General features: G+C 63.5%; 14 protein-coding genes. 6 read left to right on the top strand and 8 right to left on the bottom strand.

All coding sequences use genetic code 11. The annotated features are described in order from the left end of the window. The first annotated feature begins 233 nt into the window (after positions 1 to 233). The 5 genes from AC19YR_RS21275 (at position 234) to AC19YR_RS21295 (ending at position 5,041) form a co-directional block, all read left to right on the top strand. Entirely contained in the window at positions 234 to 554 is a 321-nt protein-coding gene (locus AC19YR_RS21275; protein ID WP_095109044.1) for a hypothetical protein, read from the top strand. Positions 555 to 796: 242 nt separating this feature from the next. Further along, the gene (locus tag AC19YR_RS21280; protein ID WP_500600035.1) at positions 797 to 1,684 is read left to right on the top strand and encodes a cytochrome-c peroxidase; all 888 of its coding nucleotides are present in this window, start codon (positions 797 to 799) and stop codon (positions 1,682 to 1,684) included. A 381-nt stretch (positions 1,685 to 2,065) separates the two neighbouring features. Then, positions 2,066 to 4,189 carry a putative bifunctional diguanylate cyclase/phosphodiesterase gene (locus tag AC19YR_RS21285; protein WP_095109042.1) on the top strand — a complete coding sequence of 708 codons (2,124 nt, stop codon included), beginning with the start codon at positions 2,066 to 2,068 and terminating at the stop codon, positions 4,187 to 4,189. Between the two features lie 41 nt (positions 4,190 to 4,230). Next, positions 4,231 to 4,740 (top strand): M48 metallopeptidase family protein, encoded by a 510-nt coding sequence (locus AC19YR_RS21290; RefSeq protein WP_095109041.1) that lies wholly within the window; start codon positions 4,231 to 4,233, stop codon positions 4,738 to 4,740. A 4-nt stretch (positions 4,741 to 4,744) separates the two neighbouring features. Continuing rightward, complete coding sequence (locus tag AC19YR_RS21295; protein ID WP_095109040.1) at positions 4,745 to 5,041, top strand: winged helix-turn-helix domain-containing protein; 297 nt, start codon at positions 4,745 to 4,747, stop codon at positions 5,039 to 5,041. A 13-nt stretch (positions 5,042 to 5,054) separates the two neighbouring features. On the opposite strand, the gene AC19YR_RS21300 is transcribed toward AC19YR_RS21295, so the two are convergent. Beyond that, positions 5,055 to 5,516, bottom strand: a complete 462-nt coding sequence (locus AC19YR_RS21300) for a GNAT family N-acetyltransferase (RefSeq protein ID WP_095109039.1) — start codon at positions 5,514 to 5,516, stop codon at positions 5,055 to 5,057. Between the two features lie 268 nt (positions 5,517 to 5,784). Between AC19YR_RS21300 and AC19YR_RS21305 the strand changes: the two genes are divergently transcribed. Next, positions 5,785 to 6,528, top strand: coding sequence for a substrate-binding periplasmic protein (locus AC19YR_RS21305; protein ID WP_095109038.1), 744 nt, complete (start codon positions 5,785 to 5,787; stop codon positions 6,526 to 6,528). 30 nt (positions 6,529 to 6,558) lie between these two features. Here AC19YR_RS21305 and yccS read toward each other — a convergent pair whose 3' ends face one another. From yccS to AC19YR_RS21340, 7 genes are all read right to left on the bottom strand, one after another. Continuing rightward, the gene (gene yccS / locus AC19YR_RS21310) at positions 6,559 to 8,742 is read right to left on the bottom strand and encodes a YccS family putative transporter (RefSeq protein ID WP_095109037.1); all 2,184 of its coding nucleotides are present in this window, start codon (positions 8,740 to 8,742) and stop codon (positions 6,559 to 6,561) included. A 353-nt stretch (positions 8,743 to 9,095) separates the two neighbouring features. Further along, positions 9,096 to 10,274, bottom strand: coding sequence for a BaiN/RdsA family NAD(P)/FAD-dependent oxidoreductase (locus AC19YR_RS21315; RefSeq protein WP_500600037.1), 1,179 nt, complete (start codon positions 10,272 to 10,274; stop codon positions 9,096 to 9,098). Between the two features lie 77 nt (positions 10,275 to 10,351). Further along, a complete protein-coding gene (gene dbpA, locus AC19YR_RS21320) occupies positions 10,352 to 11,737 on the bottom strand; it encodes an ATP-dependent RNA helicase DbpA (RefSeq protein ID WP_500600039.1) in 1,386 nt (461 codons plus the stop codon). 143 nt (positions 11,738 to 11,880) lie between these two features. Continuing rightward, the gene (mdtD, locus tag AC19YR_RS21325; protein ID WP_095109034.1) at positions 11,881 to 13,308 is read right to left on the bottom strand and encodes a multidrug transporter subunit MdtD; all 1,428 of its coding nucleotides are present in this window, start codon (positions 13,306 to 13,308) and stop codon (positions 11,881 to 11,883) included. 160 nt (positions 13,309 to 13,468) lie between these two features. After that, entirely contained in the window at positions 13,469 to 14,788 is a 1,320-nt protein-coding gene (locus AC19YR_RS21330) for a TldD/PmbA family protein (protein ID WP_500600040.1), read from the bottom strand. Next, positions 14,788 to 16,230, bottom strand: coding sequence for a TldD/PmbA family protein (locus AC19YR_RS21335; protein ID WP_095109032.1), 1,443 nt, complete (start codon positions 16,228 to 16,230; stop codon positions 14,788 to 14,790). Before AC19YR_RS21335 ends, AC19YR_RS21330 begins: the two co-directional genes overlap by 1 nt. A gap of 87 nt (positions 16,231 to 16,317) precedes the next feature. Further along, positions 16,318 to 17,013, bottom strand: a complete 696-nt coding sequence (locus tag AC19YR_RS21340) for an RraA family protein (RefSeq protein WP_095109031.1) — start codon at positions 17,011 to 17,013, stop codon at positions 16,318 to 16,320. Between the last annotated feature and the right edge of the window lie 82 nt (positions 17,014 to 17,095).

The raw sequence follows: 17,095 nt of genomic DNA on the forward strand, positions 1-17,095 counted from the left end.
CTGAGTCAGCTGCCGGTAATGCGTAGTCATCTGCGCTTGAATCCTTCGGTGTGAGAGCCTGGATTCTACCGGTGGCTGACTCTCTGCCTATCGTTTCAAACGTTGCACTTATTCTATGAATTCAGGGGTTCATATTATTTCGTGTTCTTCATATTATGTACTTCCTGCTCAACGTTAGCTTGTGAGCGAGACTTGGGTTGTTCGTTGTACTGTGTATTAGAGGAGTGCTTGAAATGGCAGATATCAAAGGCATGTACGGCCGTATGGGCCAGGAAATGTACTTGGATCTATCGAATCCAATTTTAGGGGAAGTTCATGGTTGGGTGATGACACGCACCAGCCAAGTGGGGTTGCAGTTCAAACCAACGGCAAATCCCATTACGCATGGCTGGGGTATGAAATTTACGACGGTGGAAGGCGATAGAACTTATTCATGGAGCCTCAGTTTAAGTGAGGTGAGGTTGGCAGGGACGCGGAGTTTTACTTACCCTGATGGACTCGTCGAAGTTGAAAATATCGACTTTGTCAGGATTAATAAATTGCCGTGGACTTAAGTGTGGTTTTGCCATGTCATGTTTGACAAAGGGGATGGGTAGGTTTTTTTTAATATATCCATCCCTTTTTTGCATCGACTCGCTTGTTTCATTATCAAGTACCCAGCGTTGCCCCCCCCTCCACACACCCCCAGCGCTTTTGTCGCACGCCAACCCCGCGCCCCATTGACTCAAATCACCCACTCCGGCCCTTGGCTGACCCATGGTTGAAGCAGACCAAAAACAGCAAAGGGAGCAGTACCGTGTTTAGACCGATGATTTTCATGTTGGGCATGGGGTTGGTGGCGAGTGCCTCGGGGATGGTGGCGAGCAACGAGCCCATTGTGCCGGTGCAACCGGTGAAGGTGGCGGATGCGGGCAAGGTGGAGTTGGGCAAGCAATTGTTCTTTGACCCGCGCCTGTCCAAGTCCGGGTTTATTTCCTGCAACTCGTGCCACAACCTGAGCATGGGCGGCAGCGACAACCTGCCGACGTCGATCGGGCATAACTGGCACCAGGGGCCGATCAACTCGCCCACGGTGCTCAACTCGGGGATGAGCATCGCGCAGTTCTGGGACGGGCGCGCCAAGACCCTGGCCGAGCAGGCCGGCGGGCCGATTGCCAACCCGGGGGAGATGGGCTTTACCCACAACCTGGCGGTGGACGTGGTGGCGTCTATCCCGCAATACCGCGAAGCGTTCAAGAAGGTCTACGGTAAGAACGCGGTCGATATCGAGCAGGTGACCGACGCCATTGGCGAGTTCGAGAAAACCCTGGTCACCCCCAACGCACCATTCGACCGCTGGTTGAAGGGTGATAGCAAAGCCATCAGCGCCACGGCGCAAACCGGTTATCAACTGTTCAAATCCATCGGTTGCGTGGCCTGCCACAACGGCGAAGCCGTGGGCGGCGGTTCGTTCCAGAAGATGGGCGTGGTCGAACCCTACGCCACCAAGAACCCCGCCGAAGGCGTAGCCGGCCTGACCGGCAAGGACGCCGACCGCATGCGTTTCAAAGTGCCGACGCTGCGTAACGTCGAGCTGACCTACCCCTACTTCCACGACGGCGCGTACTGGAAACTCGAAGAAGCGGTGGACGTGATGGCCCGCCTGCAACTGGGGCGCAAGCTGAGCACCGATGAAGTGGGCTAGATCGTGGCCTTCCTCAAGACCCTGACCGGCGATCAACCGGACTTCAAACTGCCGATCTTGCCGCCCTCTTCGGCGCAGACGCCGCTGCCGGTGCCGTTCAACTAAAGGCCGCAGCCCAGGCAGTAAGCCAGGTAAAGGCCCGGGTGGCGACGCTCGGGCTTTTTTGTACCTGGCCATTGGCGTAGATCGCACATCTGGAAACGACAATTCCTGTCCTACAAGATGGCCATTTCCTACCGTTAGTCGGCTGCCCACGGGTTTGGGCCCTTGAGGGCCGGGGCTTTCCTATTGCTTTCCCATAACCGGGTCTAGAGTGAAGGCTCAGTATTTGCCCGGTTTTCCGTTCGATCGCCGGCAGGACGCTCCGACAAGAGAAGCAGCATGGAATGCGCGCAGCCCAAGCCTGGTGACAGCAGTTCGGTCCTTTTGATAGTCGATGACTATCCCGAGAATTTGGTCAGTATGCGCGCGCTGTTGCAGCGCCAGGACTGGCAGGTAATGACTGCGGCCTCCGGGGTTGAAGCCTTGGGACTGCTGCTCGAGCACGAAGTCGACTTGGTGCTGCTGGATGTGCAGATGCCCGGCATGGACGGCTTTGAAGTTGCCCGTTTGATGCGCGGCAGCCAGCGCACGCGGTTGACCCCGATCATTTTCCTCACCGCCAACGAGCAGTCCCAGGATGCCGTCATCAAGGGCTATGCCAGCGGCGCGGTGGATTACCTGTTCAAACCCTTCGACCCGCAGATCCTCAAGCCCAAGGTGCAGGCGTTGCTGGAACATCAGCGCAACCGCCGTGCCTTGCAGCGCCTGAGCCATGACCTGGAGGTGGCGCGGGCGTTCAACGCCTCGGTGCTGGACAACGCCGCCGAGGGCATCCTGGTAGTGGACGAGGACGGTGTGATCCGCTTCGCCAACCCGGCGATCTGCCGTTTGCTCAACGCCACTGTTGGCGAGTTGCAGGGCACGGAGTTCATCGCCTTCCTGCAAAACCCCCACGTGCCGAATTGGGCGGATTCCCTGCTCTACGAAACCTACCGCCGAGGCGAAACCTGGCGCCTGCACGATGCCTTACTGCGTACCGCGCCAGGGCAGTTGCTGCCGGTGGCGCTGTCGTGTGCGCCGCTGCCGGCCGAGCAGAAGGCCATGGTGGTGACGGTGCTGGACATGTCGGTGGTGCGCCACCTGCACCAGCAACTGGAGTATCAAGCCGTCACCGACCCGCTGACCGGGTTGTTCAACCGCCGCGGTTTTTATCAGGCCGCAGAAAACCAATTGCTGCGCAACGAGCGCACCAGCACCACCTCGGTGCTGCTCTACCTGGACTTGGACGGTTTCAAGCGGGTCAACGATTGCCTGGGCCACGACGCCGGCGACCGGGTGCTGCGCTGGGTGTCGGAGCAGTTGAAAGGCAGCCTGCGCTCATTCGACATTTTGGCGCGCATGGGCGGCGATGAGTTCACCGCGTTGCTGGATCTGGAGTTCCCGGAGCAAGCGGCGAAAATCGCTGAAAAGCTCATCGAACGCCTGTCCATCTGCCAGCAAATCGAAGGCCTGGACATGACCCTGGGGGCGAGCATCGGCATCGCCACCTACCCCGATTGCGGCGCCAACCTCGATGGCCTTTTGCGCGCGGCGGATATCGCCATGTACGAGGCCAAGCGCGCCGGGCGCCAGCAATACCGCTTCTACGATCACGAAATGAACGGCCGCGCCCGCTCGCGCTTGATGCTCGAAGAAAGCGTGCGCACGGCCATCGAAAGCAAGGATTTCAACCTCGTCTACCAGCCCCAGGTGTCCATCACCGATGGCCGTTTGCGTGGTTTTGAGGCTTTGTTGCGCTGGCAGCACCCCAGCGTTGGCGATGTGCCGCCGGGGCTGTTTTTGCCGTTGCTGGAAGAGGCACGCCTCATCAGCCGCCTGGGCAGTTGGATCTACCAGCAAAGTACTGCCCAGCGCCGCGCGTGGAGCACCGTGTTCAACGATGACCTGGTGCTGGCCGTGAGCCTGAGCAGCACACAGTTCGGCATGCCCAACCTGGTCACTGAGCTGCGCCAGGTGTTGGAGCGCCACGGCCTGCGCCCCGGGCAACTGGAGGTGGAGGTGACCGAGGACACCCTGGTGCGCAACCTGGACGAAACGCGCAAGCAACTGCGCCTGTTGCGCAACCTGGGGGTGCGGGTGGCGCTGGATGATTTCGGCTCGGGAGATTGCTCCCTGGCCCATCTGCGCGACCTGGACCTGGACACCCTCAAACTCGATCGGCACTTGGTGGCGCGGCTACTGGAATCGCCCCGCGACGCAGCCATGGCCCGCGGTGTCATTGAGTTGTGCAAGCAGTTCGGCCTGCTGGTGGTGGCCGAAGGGGTGGAAACCCTGGCGCAGTACGAGTGGCTGCACGCCCACGGCTGCGAGTACGTGCAGGGCTACTTGGTGGCGCGGCCGCTGCTCGCCGGGGACGCCAGCCAATTTCCCCTGGCCTTTGACTGGAGCGCAGTACGCGACTGAATTGGGTACACTGGCGACCTTTTACGCCCCGTTGCCGCCCCATGACTGCCCTTAAATACCTCCAGGCCTACCCTTTTGCGTTGCAGGAACAAGTGCGCCAGATGATCGCGCAGGATCGTCTTGGCGATTACCTGCACCAGCGCTACCCCGACAAGCATGCGGTGCAGAGCGACAAAGCGTTGTACAACTTCGCCCTGGCCCTCAAACAGGAGCATCTGCGCAACGCACCGGCCATCGACAAAGTGCTGTTCGACAATCGCCTGGACCTGACCCACCGCGCGTTGGGCCTGCATACGGCCATTTCCCGGGTGCAAGGCGGCAAGCTCAAGGCCAAGAAAGAGATCCGCATCGCCTCGTTGTTCAAAGACGCGGCGCCGCAGTTTTTGAGCATGATCGTGGTGCATGAGCTGGCGCACTTCAAAGAGTCGGACCATAACAAGGCGTTCTACCAACTCTGCGAGCACATGCTCCCCGGCTACCACCAACTGGAGTTCGACCTGCGGGTGTACTTGACGTACCGGGATCTGCCGCCAAAAACCATTCAGGAATAAGCCGATGGACGTGAGCAAGACCAAAAGCAGCTTTTACCGACGCCTCTACGTGGCGTACCTGATCGACAGCCAACTGGCCAGTAGCGTGCCAGCCCTCACCGAAGCCACCGGCATGCCCCGGCGCACCGCCCAGGACACCATCGCCGCCCTGGCAGACCTGGACATCGTCTGCGAGTTCGAGCAACAGGACGGTGCCCGCAACCACGCCGGGCGCTACCGCATCCGCGACTGGGGCGCCATCGACAAAGGCTGGATCACCCTGCACCTGGGGCGGATCAAGGCTGTGTTGGGCTACCCCTGAGCCCTACCGCTTGCTACAACGACGACACCCTGCGCATGCCGATATGGGGAATGCCGTCTTCGACATACGGCTCGCCTGCTACTTCAAAGCCGTAGTTGGCGTAGTAACCCTGCAAATGGGCCTGGGCCGAGAGGTAGATCGGCACTTCGGGCCAGTATTTTTCGGCCTGTTTGAGGCCCTGTTTCATCAGCTCATGGCCAAGGCCCTTGCCGCGGGTCGATTCGGCGGTCACCACCCGGCCAATCACCACGTCGCCGCCCTGGGACGTGGGGTCGAGCAGGCGCAGGTACGCCACCAACTCATCACCCTCCCAGCCCATCAGGTGGCAGGTGTCGCCGTCCAGGTCCAGGCCATCGAGGTCTTGGTAGGCACACTTCTGTTCCACGACAAATACCTCGTCGCGCAGTTTGAGGAGGGCATAGAGCTGTTCCTTGCCCAAGTCGCTGTGGTGTTTGCACACCCATTCAATGGTCATCGCTTCGTCCTGTAGGAAAACTTCCCTGGATACTAAGCGCCCCGTCGCGCCTTGTCTGCCGCTGCGGGGCGTCTGTTTTTGTGAGAGCAATCAAATTGCCATCATTCATTTTGCGCGGGGCTGACTTCTTTGTGTAATCTGCTGTGCAGCTTGCAAATAGCTGTGATGAGCTAAGGTTAAGGCCGCAGATGGGCCCGGCCACCGACGCATCGGTCTTCGGTTTGAGCTAAAAACACGCAGGGCACCCGCCCGCTAAGGACGTTTTAGCATGTCGCGATTGCATCGAGCCTTTGCTTTGATCGGATTGCTCTTGCTAGGGCAGCACGCGCACGGGGAAAAACTGCGCCTGGTGGCGGATGCCTGGCCCCCCTTTACCGACGCCACGCTGCTCAACGGCGGCTTGGCCACCGACATTGTCAGCACCGCCCTGGCGCGGGCGGGGTATGCCAGCGAGTTCGAGCAAGTGCCCTGGGCCCGGGCGTTGCTGGGCATCGGCGAAGGTCGCTATGACGTGCTGGTCAACGCTTGGTTCAACGAGGCACGCACCCATCTGGGGCAGTTCTCCGGCGAGTACCTGCTCAACCGCGTGCGCTTTCTCAAGCGCAAGGACGCGCCCATCGAATACAAGAACCTGCAGCAACTGCACGAGTACCCGGTGGCGGTGGTGCGCGGCTACGCCTATTCCCAGGCATTCGACGAAGACCCGGGGTTGCAGAAGGTGCCGGTACACAACTTTTCCATGGCGGTGCGCATGCTCGCCGCCGACCGGGTCAAGCTGACCCTGGAAGACGAGTTCGTGGCGCGCTATCACCTGTCCCGCGAATCCCCTCGGGTGCGCAATGCGGTGGAGTTTTTGCCCAAGTCCTTGAGCGAAAACAGCCTGCACATTCTGGTCAGCCTGAAAAACCCCGAGCACCAGCAGATCGTCGCCGGTTTCGACCGCGAGATCGCGGCCATGAAGGCCGATGGCAGTTATCAGCGCCTCTTGCGCCAGCATGGGATGGCGCACTGAACCATCTCCTTGCAGGCGAGCCTGTGGGCGCTAAACCTCGCTCGTATCCTTGATGAGATGCGCCGCCAAGGTGCGCAGCGGCCCCAGTTGCCGGCAGATCAGCGCCAACTGGCTTTGCACCAGGCGCTGGCTTTCGTCGATGTCGTCGCTCATCTGCTCCAGCTCATTGGCCAGGGCTTCTTCGGCGTCGCTCTGGATGGCGATCGGTTGTTTGCTGGCCAGGCCCTGGGCGATTTCGTCGATGCTGGCCGCCAGGCGCACGCCCGCGCCTTCGATCAGGTGTTCGCGCACCTCGCCGGGCAGTTGGGTGTCGCGGTGCGCGCCCAGGCCCGAGAGGTAGCTGAGCAGGGTGTGGGACAGCACCAAAAAGCGAAAACCGACGTCCGCTTCCTTACGAAAATGCCCCGGCTCCATCAGCATGTTGGCCAGGGTGGTGGACAGTGCCGCGTCGGCGTTGTGGGCATTGCGCCGGGCGAGGCGGTAGGCCAGGTCGTCGCTTTTGCCGTTGGCGTACTGCTGCATGATCTGGCGCAGGTAGATGCTGTTGCAGGTCAGGGTGTTGGCCAGCACCTTGTTCAGGCGCCGGCCCTGCCAGTCCGGCAGGAACAGGAACACCGCCAGCCCGGCGATCAGGCTGCCCAACAGGGTGTCGAACAGGCGCGGCAGGAACAGCCCATAACCGTCGCCCACCTGGTTGAAGCAGAACAGCACCATCAGGGTGATCGCGGCCGTGGCCAGGGTGTAGCGCGAGGTGCGGTAGATAAAGAACACCACCCCGGCGGCGATGGCGAAGCACGACTGCACCAGCGGGTTGGGGAACAGGTCGAACAGCGCCCAGGCCACGGTCAGGCCGATGGCGGTGCCGATGATCCGCTGCCCGAGTTTTCGCCGCGTGGCGCCGTAGTTCGGCTGGCAGACGAAGAGCGTGGTGAGGATGATCCAGTAGCCCTGGGACGGGTGGATCAAATGCACCATGCCGTAGCCGATGCTTAGCGCCAGCGGCAGGCGCAGGGCATGGCGGAACAGCAGCGAGGTGGGCGTCAACTGAGTGCGCAGGCGCGTCCACACGTCCTTGAGGTTGCGCGGCGAGCGGTCCAGCAGGCTGCTGTCGGTGGCGTCCGCCAGGCTGTCGGGGTTGCTGGCGTCGCTGAGCAAACGGTCGAGGGTGGCCAGGTTGGCCGCCAGGGCGCGCAGCGAGCGCAGCAGGCCGCGCCAGGCCGGGTTGCTCTGTATGCGCAGGTGTTCCAGGGACGCATCCAGGTCGCCCAGGGCCTGGGCGAAACTGGCGTCGTAGACGAACGGCTGGCGCAACTGGATCGACTCGGCCAGGGCCTGGCAGGCCTTGCCCTGCTGGCGCAACAGGCGCTGGCAGCGGAACAGCACGTCACTGTGGAAGAACGCCTCGGCCAGGGCGTTGTACGGGTAATGGGAAGAGCTGGCGCGTTCGTGGATGTCCTGGGCCAGGAAGTACAGCTTGAGGTAGCGGCTGACCTTCGACCCCGGCCGGCCATTGCCTACACGGTGCAGGATGATTTCCTTGGCGGCATTGAGCGCCGCCACCACTTTGCCGTTTTGCTGCGCCAGCTCCAGGCGCCGCGCCTCCACGTCCATCTGCCGGATCGGCTCGAACAGCGACGACTTGAGCTTGAGGTAGTAACCCAGTTCGCGAAACAAGCGCGCCAGGCTCTGCTGCACCGGTTGGTTGGAAAACAGCGCCTGCCACAGCACCGACAGCAACCCGTACCACGCCGCGCCCGCCACCAGCAGCACCGGCTCGTGCCAGAAATCGGTGACCGCGCCGCCGCGCTGATCGACGCCGATCATGGTGTACACCGACAAAATCAGCGTGGCCGAGGCAATCGCCCCATAGCGCTCGCCCAGGGCGCCGAGCATGGTCAGGGCGAAACTGGCCAGGGCCAGGGCGATCACGAAAACCCACGGGTAGGGGAACAACCACTCGACGGCGAATGCGGCGATGCTAAAGCACACCAGGGTCACGGCCAGGGCATTGAGGCGGCCCTGCCAACTGTCGTCGGTTTCGGCCAGGGCGCTGGCGATAATCCCCAAAAACAGCGGGATCAGCAGGCCCATTTCATCCTGATACCAGCACAGCGCCATGCTGCCGGTCAGGGCAATGAACACCCGCACGCTGTAGCTGAACTTATCCAGGGCCCAGAGGCGCCGCAGGGAGTGACGGAACGAGGTCGATGACATGAAGGGCAAAAGGCCTTGGCGGGCGGTGGGCTAAATTGGGCCAGTATGGACGCTGGCGCAATACTGGCAATCACATCCAACAAGCAAAATGTGTTCCTGGGGTGGTTTTCTAGGGGAGGGTGTGTGGGAGCAACTGTCTTACCCCTACTCTTCGGCCATCGCGAGCAGGCTCGCGCCCATAGAAAAAAATGAAAACCCCACCCACACCACCGTTCAACTGTGGGAGCGGGCCCTGCCCGCGATGAGGCCATTACAGCCAACACCTGTCTACCCAGCAGTCATGCCGTTATCGCGGGCGAGCGCAGCGCCGCCCGGCTCGCGCCCACAGGGTTGGTGCTGCGCTTGCACCGGTGTCAGGCGTACTGCGCCGCCGCATACCCCGAGGCCCACGCCCACTGGAAGTTGAAACCGCCCAGGTGGCCGGTGACGTCCAGCACTTCGCCGATAAAGTACAGGCCGGGGCTTTTCAGCGATTCCATGGTCTTGGACGACACTTCGCGGGTGTCCACGCCGCCCAGGGTCACTTCCGCCGTGCGGTAGCCCTCGGTGCCGGCCGGCACCAGGCGCCAGTTCGCCAGTTTCTCGGCGATGGCCGCCAGTTCGCCGTGGGTGTACTGCTTCATCGGTTTGGAGACGAACCAGTGGTCGGCCAGCAGGTTGGCCATTTTCTTGGTGAAGAGCTCCCCCAGCAGGGTCTTGAGTTCGCTGTTGGGGCGTTCGGCCTGTTGCTCGTTGAGCCACTGCGCCGCGTCGTGGTCGGGCAGCAGGTTGATTTCCACGCTGTCGCCCGGTTGCCAGAACGAGGAAATCTGCAAGATCGCCGGGCCGCTGAGGCCGCGGTGGGTGAACAGGATATTTTCGCGAAAGCTCTGCTCGTTGCAGCTGACCAGGCAATCGACTGAAGTGCCCGACAGCTCGGCGCACAGGTCTTTGAGCTGGTCGGTGATGGTGAACGGCACCAGGCCGGCGCGGGTCGGCAGCAGTTCGTGGCCGAACTGGCGCGCCACTTGGTAGCCGAAACCGGTGGCGCCCAGGGTGGGGATCGACAGCCCGCCCGTGGCGATCACTAGGGATTGGCAGCGCACCTCGCCCAGGGTGGTGGCGAGTTGATAGCCGCCATCGAGTTTTGCGATCTGCTCGATGCTCGTGTCCAGATGCAGCTTGACGCCCGCCTGTTCGCATTCGTCCAGGAGCATGGTGAGGATGTCGCTGGCCTTGTTGTCGCAGAACAGTTGGCCGAGTTTTTTCTCGTGGTACGGCACGCCGTGCTTGGCCACCAGGGCGATGAAATCCCATTGGGTGTAGCGCGCCAGGGCGGATTTGCAGAAGTGCGCGTTGTGGGACAGGAAATTGCCCGGCTCGGTGTACATATTGGTGAAATTGCAACGCCCGCCGCCGGACATGAGGATCTTCTTGCCGGCCTTGTTGGCGTGGTCCAGCAACAGCACCTCGCGCCCGCGCCCGGCGGCGGTCAGCGCGCACATCAGGCCTGCGGCGCCAGCGCCGATGATGACGACTTGGGTAGAGCGCAAAGCGGTGTCCTCTTGGTGTCTGACTACAAACCTGACTGTGGGAGCGGGCGTGCTCCCACAGGGAAGGGGTTTTGCTATTACAAGATGCGCACGCGCAACGAGCGGCCCTTGATCTTGCCGTCGTTGAGGCGTTGCAGGGCCTGTTTGGCGATGCCGCGTTCCACGGCGACGAAGGCCTGGAAGTCGAAGATCGCGATTTTGCCGACCTGGGCGCCGGGGATGCCCGCGTCGCCGGTCAGGGCGCCGAGGATGTCGCCGGGGCGGACTTTGTCCTTGCGCCCGGCGCCAATGCACAGGGTGCTCATCTGCGGCAGCAGCGGTGCGCCGCCCTGGGACGGCAGGTTGTCCAGTTGGTCCCAGCTCAGGGGGGCTTTTTGCAACTGCTCGATGGCCTGGGCGCGGTGCGCTTCGGACGGTGCCACCAGGCTGATGGCGATGCCTTTTTCGCCGGCGCGGCCGGTACGGCCAACGCGGTGGATGTGGATTTCCGAGTCGCGGGCCAGCTCAACGTTGATGACCATGTCCAGGGCATCGATGTCCAGGCCGCGGGCCGCGACGTCGGTGGCCACCAGCACCGAGGTGCTGCGGTTGGCGAACATCGCCAGGACCTGGTCGCGGTCACGCTGCTCCAGGTCGCCGTGCAGCCCGACGGCGCTGATGCCCTTGGCGCTCAGGTGGTCGACGGTTTCCTGCACTTGCTGCTTGGTGAAGCAGAACGCCACGGTGGACGCCGGGCGGAAATGCGCCAGTACCCGCACCACCGCGTCCATGCGCTCCTCGGGGGAGATTTCGTAGAAGCGCTGCTCGATCTGGCTGTCGTCGTGGAAGGCTTCGGCCTTCACCTGCTGCGGGTTGCGCATGAACTTGGAGGCCAACTGCTTGATGCCCACCGGGTAAGTGGCGGAGAACAGCAGGGTCTGCCGGCGTTCCGGGCTCTGGGCGATGATTTCTTCGATGGAGTCGTAGAAACCCATGTCGAGCATGCGGTCGGCTTCATCGAGGATCAGCGTATTGAGGCCGTGGAGCACCAGCGAACCCTTGCGCAGGTGCTGCTGGATGCGCCCCGGCGTGCCGACGATGATGTGCGCGCCGTGCTCCAGCGAAGCGATCTGCGGGCCGAACGACACGCCGCCACACAGGGTCAGAACCTTGATGTTGTCTTCGGCGCGGGCCAAACGGCGAATTTCCTTGGCCACCTGGTCGGCCAACTCGCGGGTCGGGCAGATCACCAGGGCCTGGCAGCCGAAAAAGCGCGGGTTGATCGGGTTTAGCAGGCCGATGCCAAAAGCAGCGGTTTTGCCGCTGCCGGTCTTGGCCTGGGCAATCAGGTCCATCCCTTTGAGGATCACCGGCAAGCTCTGCGCCTGGATCGGCGTCATCTGGGCATAACCGAGGGAGTCGAGGTTAGCCAGCATGGCGGCGGACAGCGGCAAAGTATTAAAAGCGGTGGCGATGGTGGTCACGGGACGGGCCTGCAAAACAAAATGTCGCGCAGTGTAACAGCCCCCCCGCGAACTTCTCGCATATTCCTGACGAGGGGAGAGGGGGCAGCCGCAAGCACTGAGCGACAAGCTCGCAGCTTAAAGCTCACCCCTTGCCGCTGCCGCTAATGCTCTATGTGCTCCTGAGCCGGCCGGGCGCGTTTTCCGTCCGTGGGCGAGAGTTGCAGGAAGATCGCCGCCGCGAGCATGGCCATCACGCCGACGGTGAGGAAGGTCAACTGGAACGCGCCGAGCACGGTGCTGACTTCACCGCTGCCGCTTTGCCCGGTAAAGCCGCCCAGCAGCGCCCCGGCGCAAGCCACGCCCAGGCTCAGGGCCAATTGCGCCACTACCGACAACAGGCTGTTGCCGCTGCTGGCGCTGGCGTCGTCGAGGTCGATCAGGGTCACGGTGTTCATCGCGGTGAATTGCAGCGAGTTGATCGCCCCCAGCACCGCCAGTTGCAGGAGCAACAGCCAATAAGGCGTCTGCTCGCTGACCAGGCCCATGCTCGCCAGCATCAGGCCCAGGGCCAGGGTGTTGCCGGTGAGCACCACGCGGTAACCCAGGCGCTCGATCAACGGCCGTGCCACGGACTTGGCCAGCATCGCGGCGGCGGCCAGGGGCAGCATGCTCATCCCCGCCTGGGACGGCGAGTAGCCCAGGGCTATTTGCAGCAACAGCGGCACCAAAAACGGCAGTGCGCCGCTGCCCAGGCGTGCGAACAGGTTGCCCAGGATGCCCACGGCGAAGGTGCGGGTTTTGAACAGCGCCGGGGCGAACAGCGGCGTGTCCACGTGCCCGGCCCGCAGCCAGTACGCCGCCAGGCACGCCAGGCCGGCGAACAGCAACAGCATCACCCGCAGGTGGGGCAGGTGCAGTTCCCCCAGGCCTTCCATGGCGATGGTGATAAGCACCATGGCAGCACCAAACAGCAAAAAGCCGAAGCCGTCGAAGCGGGTGCGTTCGCTGCCGCGCAGGTCCGGGATAAAGCGCCACACCGCGTAGCAACCGATCAGCCCCACGGGCAGGTTGATAAGGAAAATCCAGTGCCAGGACAGGTACTGCACCATCCAGCCGCCCGTGGTGGGCCCCAGCAACGGCCCGAGCAAACCGGGGATGGTGATGAAGCCCATGATGCGCACCAACTCTGAGCGCGGGTAGGCGCGCAGCACCACCAGCCTGCCGACCGGCAGCATCAGCGCCCCGCCCAGGCCCTGCACCACCCGCGCGCCGATCAGCATGCCGAGGCTATTGGACAGCGCGCACAGCAACGAGCCGAGGCTGAACAGCAAGATGGCGCCGAAGAAAATCTTTTTGGTGCCAAAGCGGTCGGCGATCCAGCCCGAGGCCGGGATCAACAGGGCCACGGTGAGCATGTAGGCGATGATGACGCCCTGCATGCGCAACGGGTCTTCGGCCAAGTCCCGGGCCATGGCCGGCAGCGCGGTGTTGAGGATGGTGCCGTCCAGGGACTGCATGAAAAACGCAATGGCCACCACCCACGGGATCCAGCGGGCGGTGGTGGCATCAAGGGCTGGGCGGTTGGGCATGGGGCCTCGCTGTTATCGGGAGTGTGATGCGCCGCCAATCTCCTGTGGGAGCGAGCCTGCTCGCGATAGTGGAGTGTCAGCCACCTAAGCGATCGACTAGCAGGCTGCTATCGCGAGCTGGCTCGCGCCCACCGTGCGGATCTTTCATGGAAATAGTGGTTTACAGCGTCAACGTCAACCGGCTCACCAGTGCCCCCGGCAGCAGCGCCGAGTCGGTGTGGCGCTGGCTGTAGGTGCTGGCCGACAGCAGCAGTTCGCGCTCGCGGGTCAGCGCCAGCAGGTGCGAGCCGAGCAGGCTGTAGGCGCTGTCGTCAAAACGCATGGTGCTGACCGGCGCCTGGATCTGGCCGTTTTCCACCCAGAACGTGGCGAAGCGGGTCATGCCGGTCATGCGTGCGGCCGGTTGGTCCGAGTAATTCAAATACCACAGGTTGCTGATGTACAGGCCGGTGCCCAATTGCTCCAGGATATCGGCCTGGGCCAGGGTGCCGGGGGCCATGCTCAGGGCACCGGGGCTTTCACCGCCGCCCGCGCCGTTGGCGCTCAAGCCGTACTCGGCGGCGCTGCGCGAGCTGACCAGTTGCGCTTCGGCCAGGCCTGCGCGGATCAGGGTCAGGTCGCTGCGCGGGTAGCCTTCGCCGGAAAATGCCGGGCTGAGGGAACCGCTGACCTTCTCTTCCAGGCTCAGCAGCGGGCTGAACGCCTGCTCACCGCCATACAGGCGCTGCAACGGACTGCTTTTGCTGGCGATGGCCTGGGCGGAAAAACCGCCCCAGGCCAGCAGGCCGATGATTTCTTCCATGGCCGCCGGCGCCAGGTAAGCGCGGTATTGGCCCGGCGCCACGGCGTGCAAGGGCCGGCCCAGGTAATCCAGTTGCTGGCGCGCCAGGGCAAAGCGCTGGGCGAAGGCCTCGTCGCTCCAGGCGTGGCCGGCGTAACTGGCCTTTACCGCTTCGCCATTGGCGTGAAACAGGCTGAAGTCGAGGTTGAAGCTATTGGCCTCGTGCCAGCCAAAGGCCCCCGCCGAACTGGCGAAGCCACGGCTGATGGGGCCTGCGGCATAGATGCCGACCAAATCCAGGCCAGCGGCGGCGCGGCTGATCTGCTCGACCACATGGCCGACGTCCGGCAGCGGCTGCGCCTGCACAGCTTGGCTGTGCCAGCCGTCGTGGTTGAGCAGCAGGTACGGGTCCGGCGCCAGCAGCGGCAAGGTTTCGCGCAGTTGCTGCAAGCCCTCGGCGAGGCGCTGGCGGTCCACGGCGGGGTCACCGGCCAGGGTGATCTCCAGGTCGGCGTGGCGCCCGCCATCAATCAGTTTCAGCCCTACGCTGGCCTGCTGCACCTGCCCGGCCTGGCGCACCTTGGCGTGGTTGAACCGCACGAAGGCCGAGGTTTCGGCGCTGTAGCTCAAGGTGAACTGCTCGGGTTCGCGCAGGGCGCCGCGCAGCCAGGTCACCAGGTGGTTGAATTGTTCGGCCATCAGGCATCTCCTCCAAATACATCCACCTGGCTGAACACGCAGGCCGGCGAAGCATGGCCCACGCGGATCACCTGGTTCGGCTCGCCTTTGCCGCAATTGGGCGTGCCCAACACCTTGAGGGTGCTGGCATCGCCCACGGCGCTGAGGTTGCGCCAGAACTGCGCGGAAACGCCCCGGTAGTTGGGGTTTTTCACCACGCCCTTGAGTTCGCCGTTTTCGATCAATTGGCCCCATTCGCAACCGAACTGGAATTTATTGCGCGCATCGTCGATGGACCAGGAGCGGTTGGTCGACATCAAAATGCCGCGCTCGATGCCCGCCACCAGTTGCGCCATGGAGTGCTCGCCCGGCTCGATATTGAGGTTGGCCATGCGGTCGATGGGTGCGCGGTTCCAGCTACAGGCGCGGCTGTTGGCCACCCCGTCGAGGCCAGCGCGAAACTGCGACAGCGCCCCGCCCATGGGCCGCAGCAGGCGCCCTGCGCGGATCAGGAATTCCTTGCGCGCCGGGGTGCCATCGTCGTCATGGCGGTAGCTTGCCAGTTGCTCGGGGATCAGCGGGTCGAAGGTCACATTGAGCAACGCGGAGCCATATTGCAGGGTGCCGAAGTCATCGGCTTTGACGAAACTGGTGCCGGCGTAGTTGCGCTCGTCGCCCAGGATGCGGTCCAGCTCCAGCGGGTGGCCGATGGACTCGTGGATTTGCAGGATCATCTGGTCGGGGGTCAGCAGCAGGTCGCGCGGGCCGTGTGGGGTGTTGGGCGCGAGCAGCAGTTGCAGGGCCTGGTCGGCGATCCGCGGCGCGGCGCCGATCAGGCCGGCGCGGCCGAGCACTTCGGCGCCGCCCTGCTGGCCGAAGTTCTCGCGGCCCAGGGTGCGGGTCTGGCTGTCGCTGCCGTCATAGGCGGTGACTTCCAGGCCCGGGAAGATAAAACGCTGTGCCTGGCGCAACTCGGCGCCGGCGCTGTTGAGGTAGATCTGCTCGACGTGGCGGATACCCAGGCTCGCCTCCCAACTCACCAGGCGCTCGTCGCGGGGCACGGCGGCGGATTCGTCGGCCAGCACCTGGTAGCAGTCCTTGAGGGATGGAAAGGCCTGGTCGAGGTTGGGCGACAGGTAGTCGGCGCGCTCACTGGATACCGCCTGCTGGCGCAAATCGAGCAAGGCATGGGCGGCGATGGCGCGGGCCTGGTGCTCGGCACGGTCAAGGGCGGCTTGCAGCCCGGCCAGGGATAGGTCGTTGGTGGCGGCATAGGCTTCGACGCCGTTGACCCGGGCGGTGAGCATGGCGCCTTCATCGCGGCTCAGGCTCGGCGGTGCGGCGACGTTCTTGCGCACCGCCAGGTACTGGCCGGCCTCGCACACATGGCGCAGGGAAAAGAACTCGGCACCGGTGCGCAGGGCGGCGAAGTGCTTTTTGAGAGTAGGGTGGGCGGTGAACATGGGGCCTCCTTGGGGCTTTGGCGGCCTTGGGGGCCTTATCGCGGGCCAGCGGCGCTGCGCTGCGCTGGCCCGCGATGCTTTTTAGCATCAGACCGGGCAACCCTTGGCGCGCAGGATGGCGTCGAAGCGGTCCGGGTCCAGGGTGCCAGCCTCGATAGCGGCAAGCGTAGCCTGTTCGCGGGCCAGCAGGTCGTGGCAGCGCACCAGCAGCTCCGGCAACTCGGCGCGGGCGGCGGCGACTACGCCATCGCCGTCACCGATCATCAAGTCGCCCGGTGCTACCAGCATGCCGGCGCAAGAGATCGGTACGTTGATTTCGCCGCCGCCATCGGTGCTCGGGCCACGGTGTACGCCGCCGATGGCGTAGGCCGGTAGTTCGCCGGTCTGCCATTCGTCGAGGTCGCGCAGGGCGCCGTTGATGACCACGCCGACGATCCCTGCCTTGAGGGCCATGGCACGCATGATGCCGCCGAACACGGCGCGGGTCAGGTCGGCGCTGCCGTCGATCACCAGCACGTCACCGGGGCGGGCCATCTGCATGGCCTTGAGGATCATCAGGTTGTCGCCGGGGCGCACGCGCACGGTCAGGGCGCTGCCGAGCATCGGCGCATTGCCGTGGAAGGCTTTGAGGCCCAGGCCACCGACATTGCGGCCAAGGCAGTCACTGACGGCCGCGGCGGGGATCTTGCTGAATTCTTTCAACCACTTCGGGTCCAGGGGCTCGACATTGGGGTTGATGAGATAGCCGGTGGGCCATTTGCTCGAAGAGACGACATCAAACATGAGAAAGCCTCGTGGCGGGGGTATTGGATGGGGCGGGGGTGAAGCGTGTGTGCGGCCTAGAGTAGGCCGGGGGAGGTTGTGG

Source organism: Pseudomonas sp. MF08817 (genome assembly GCF_059862705.1).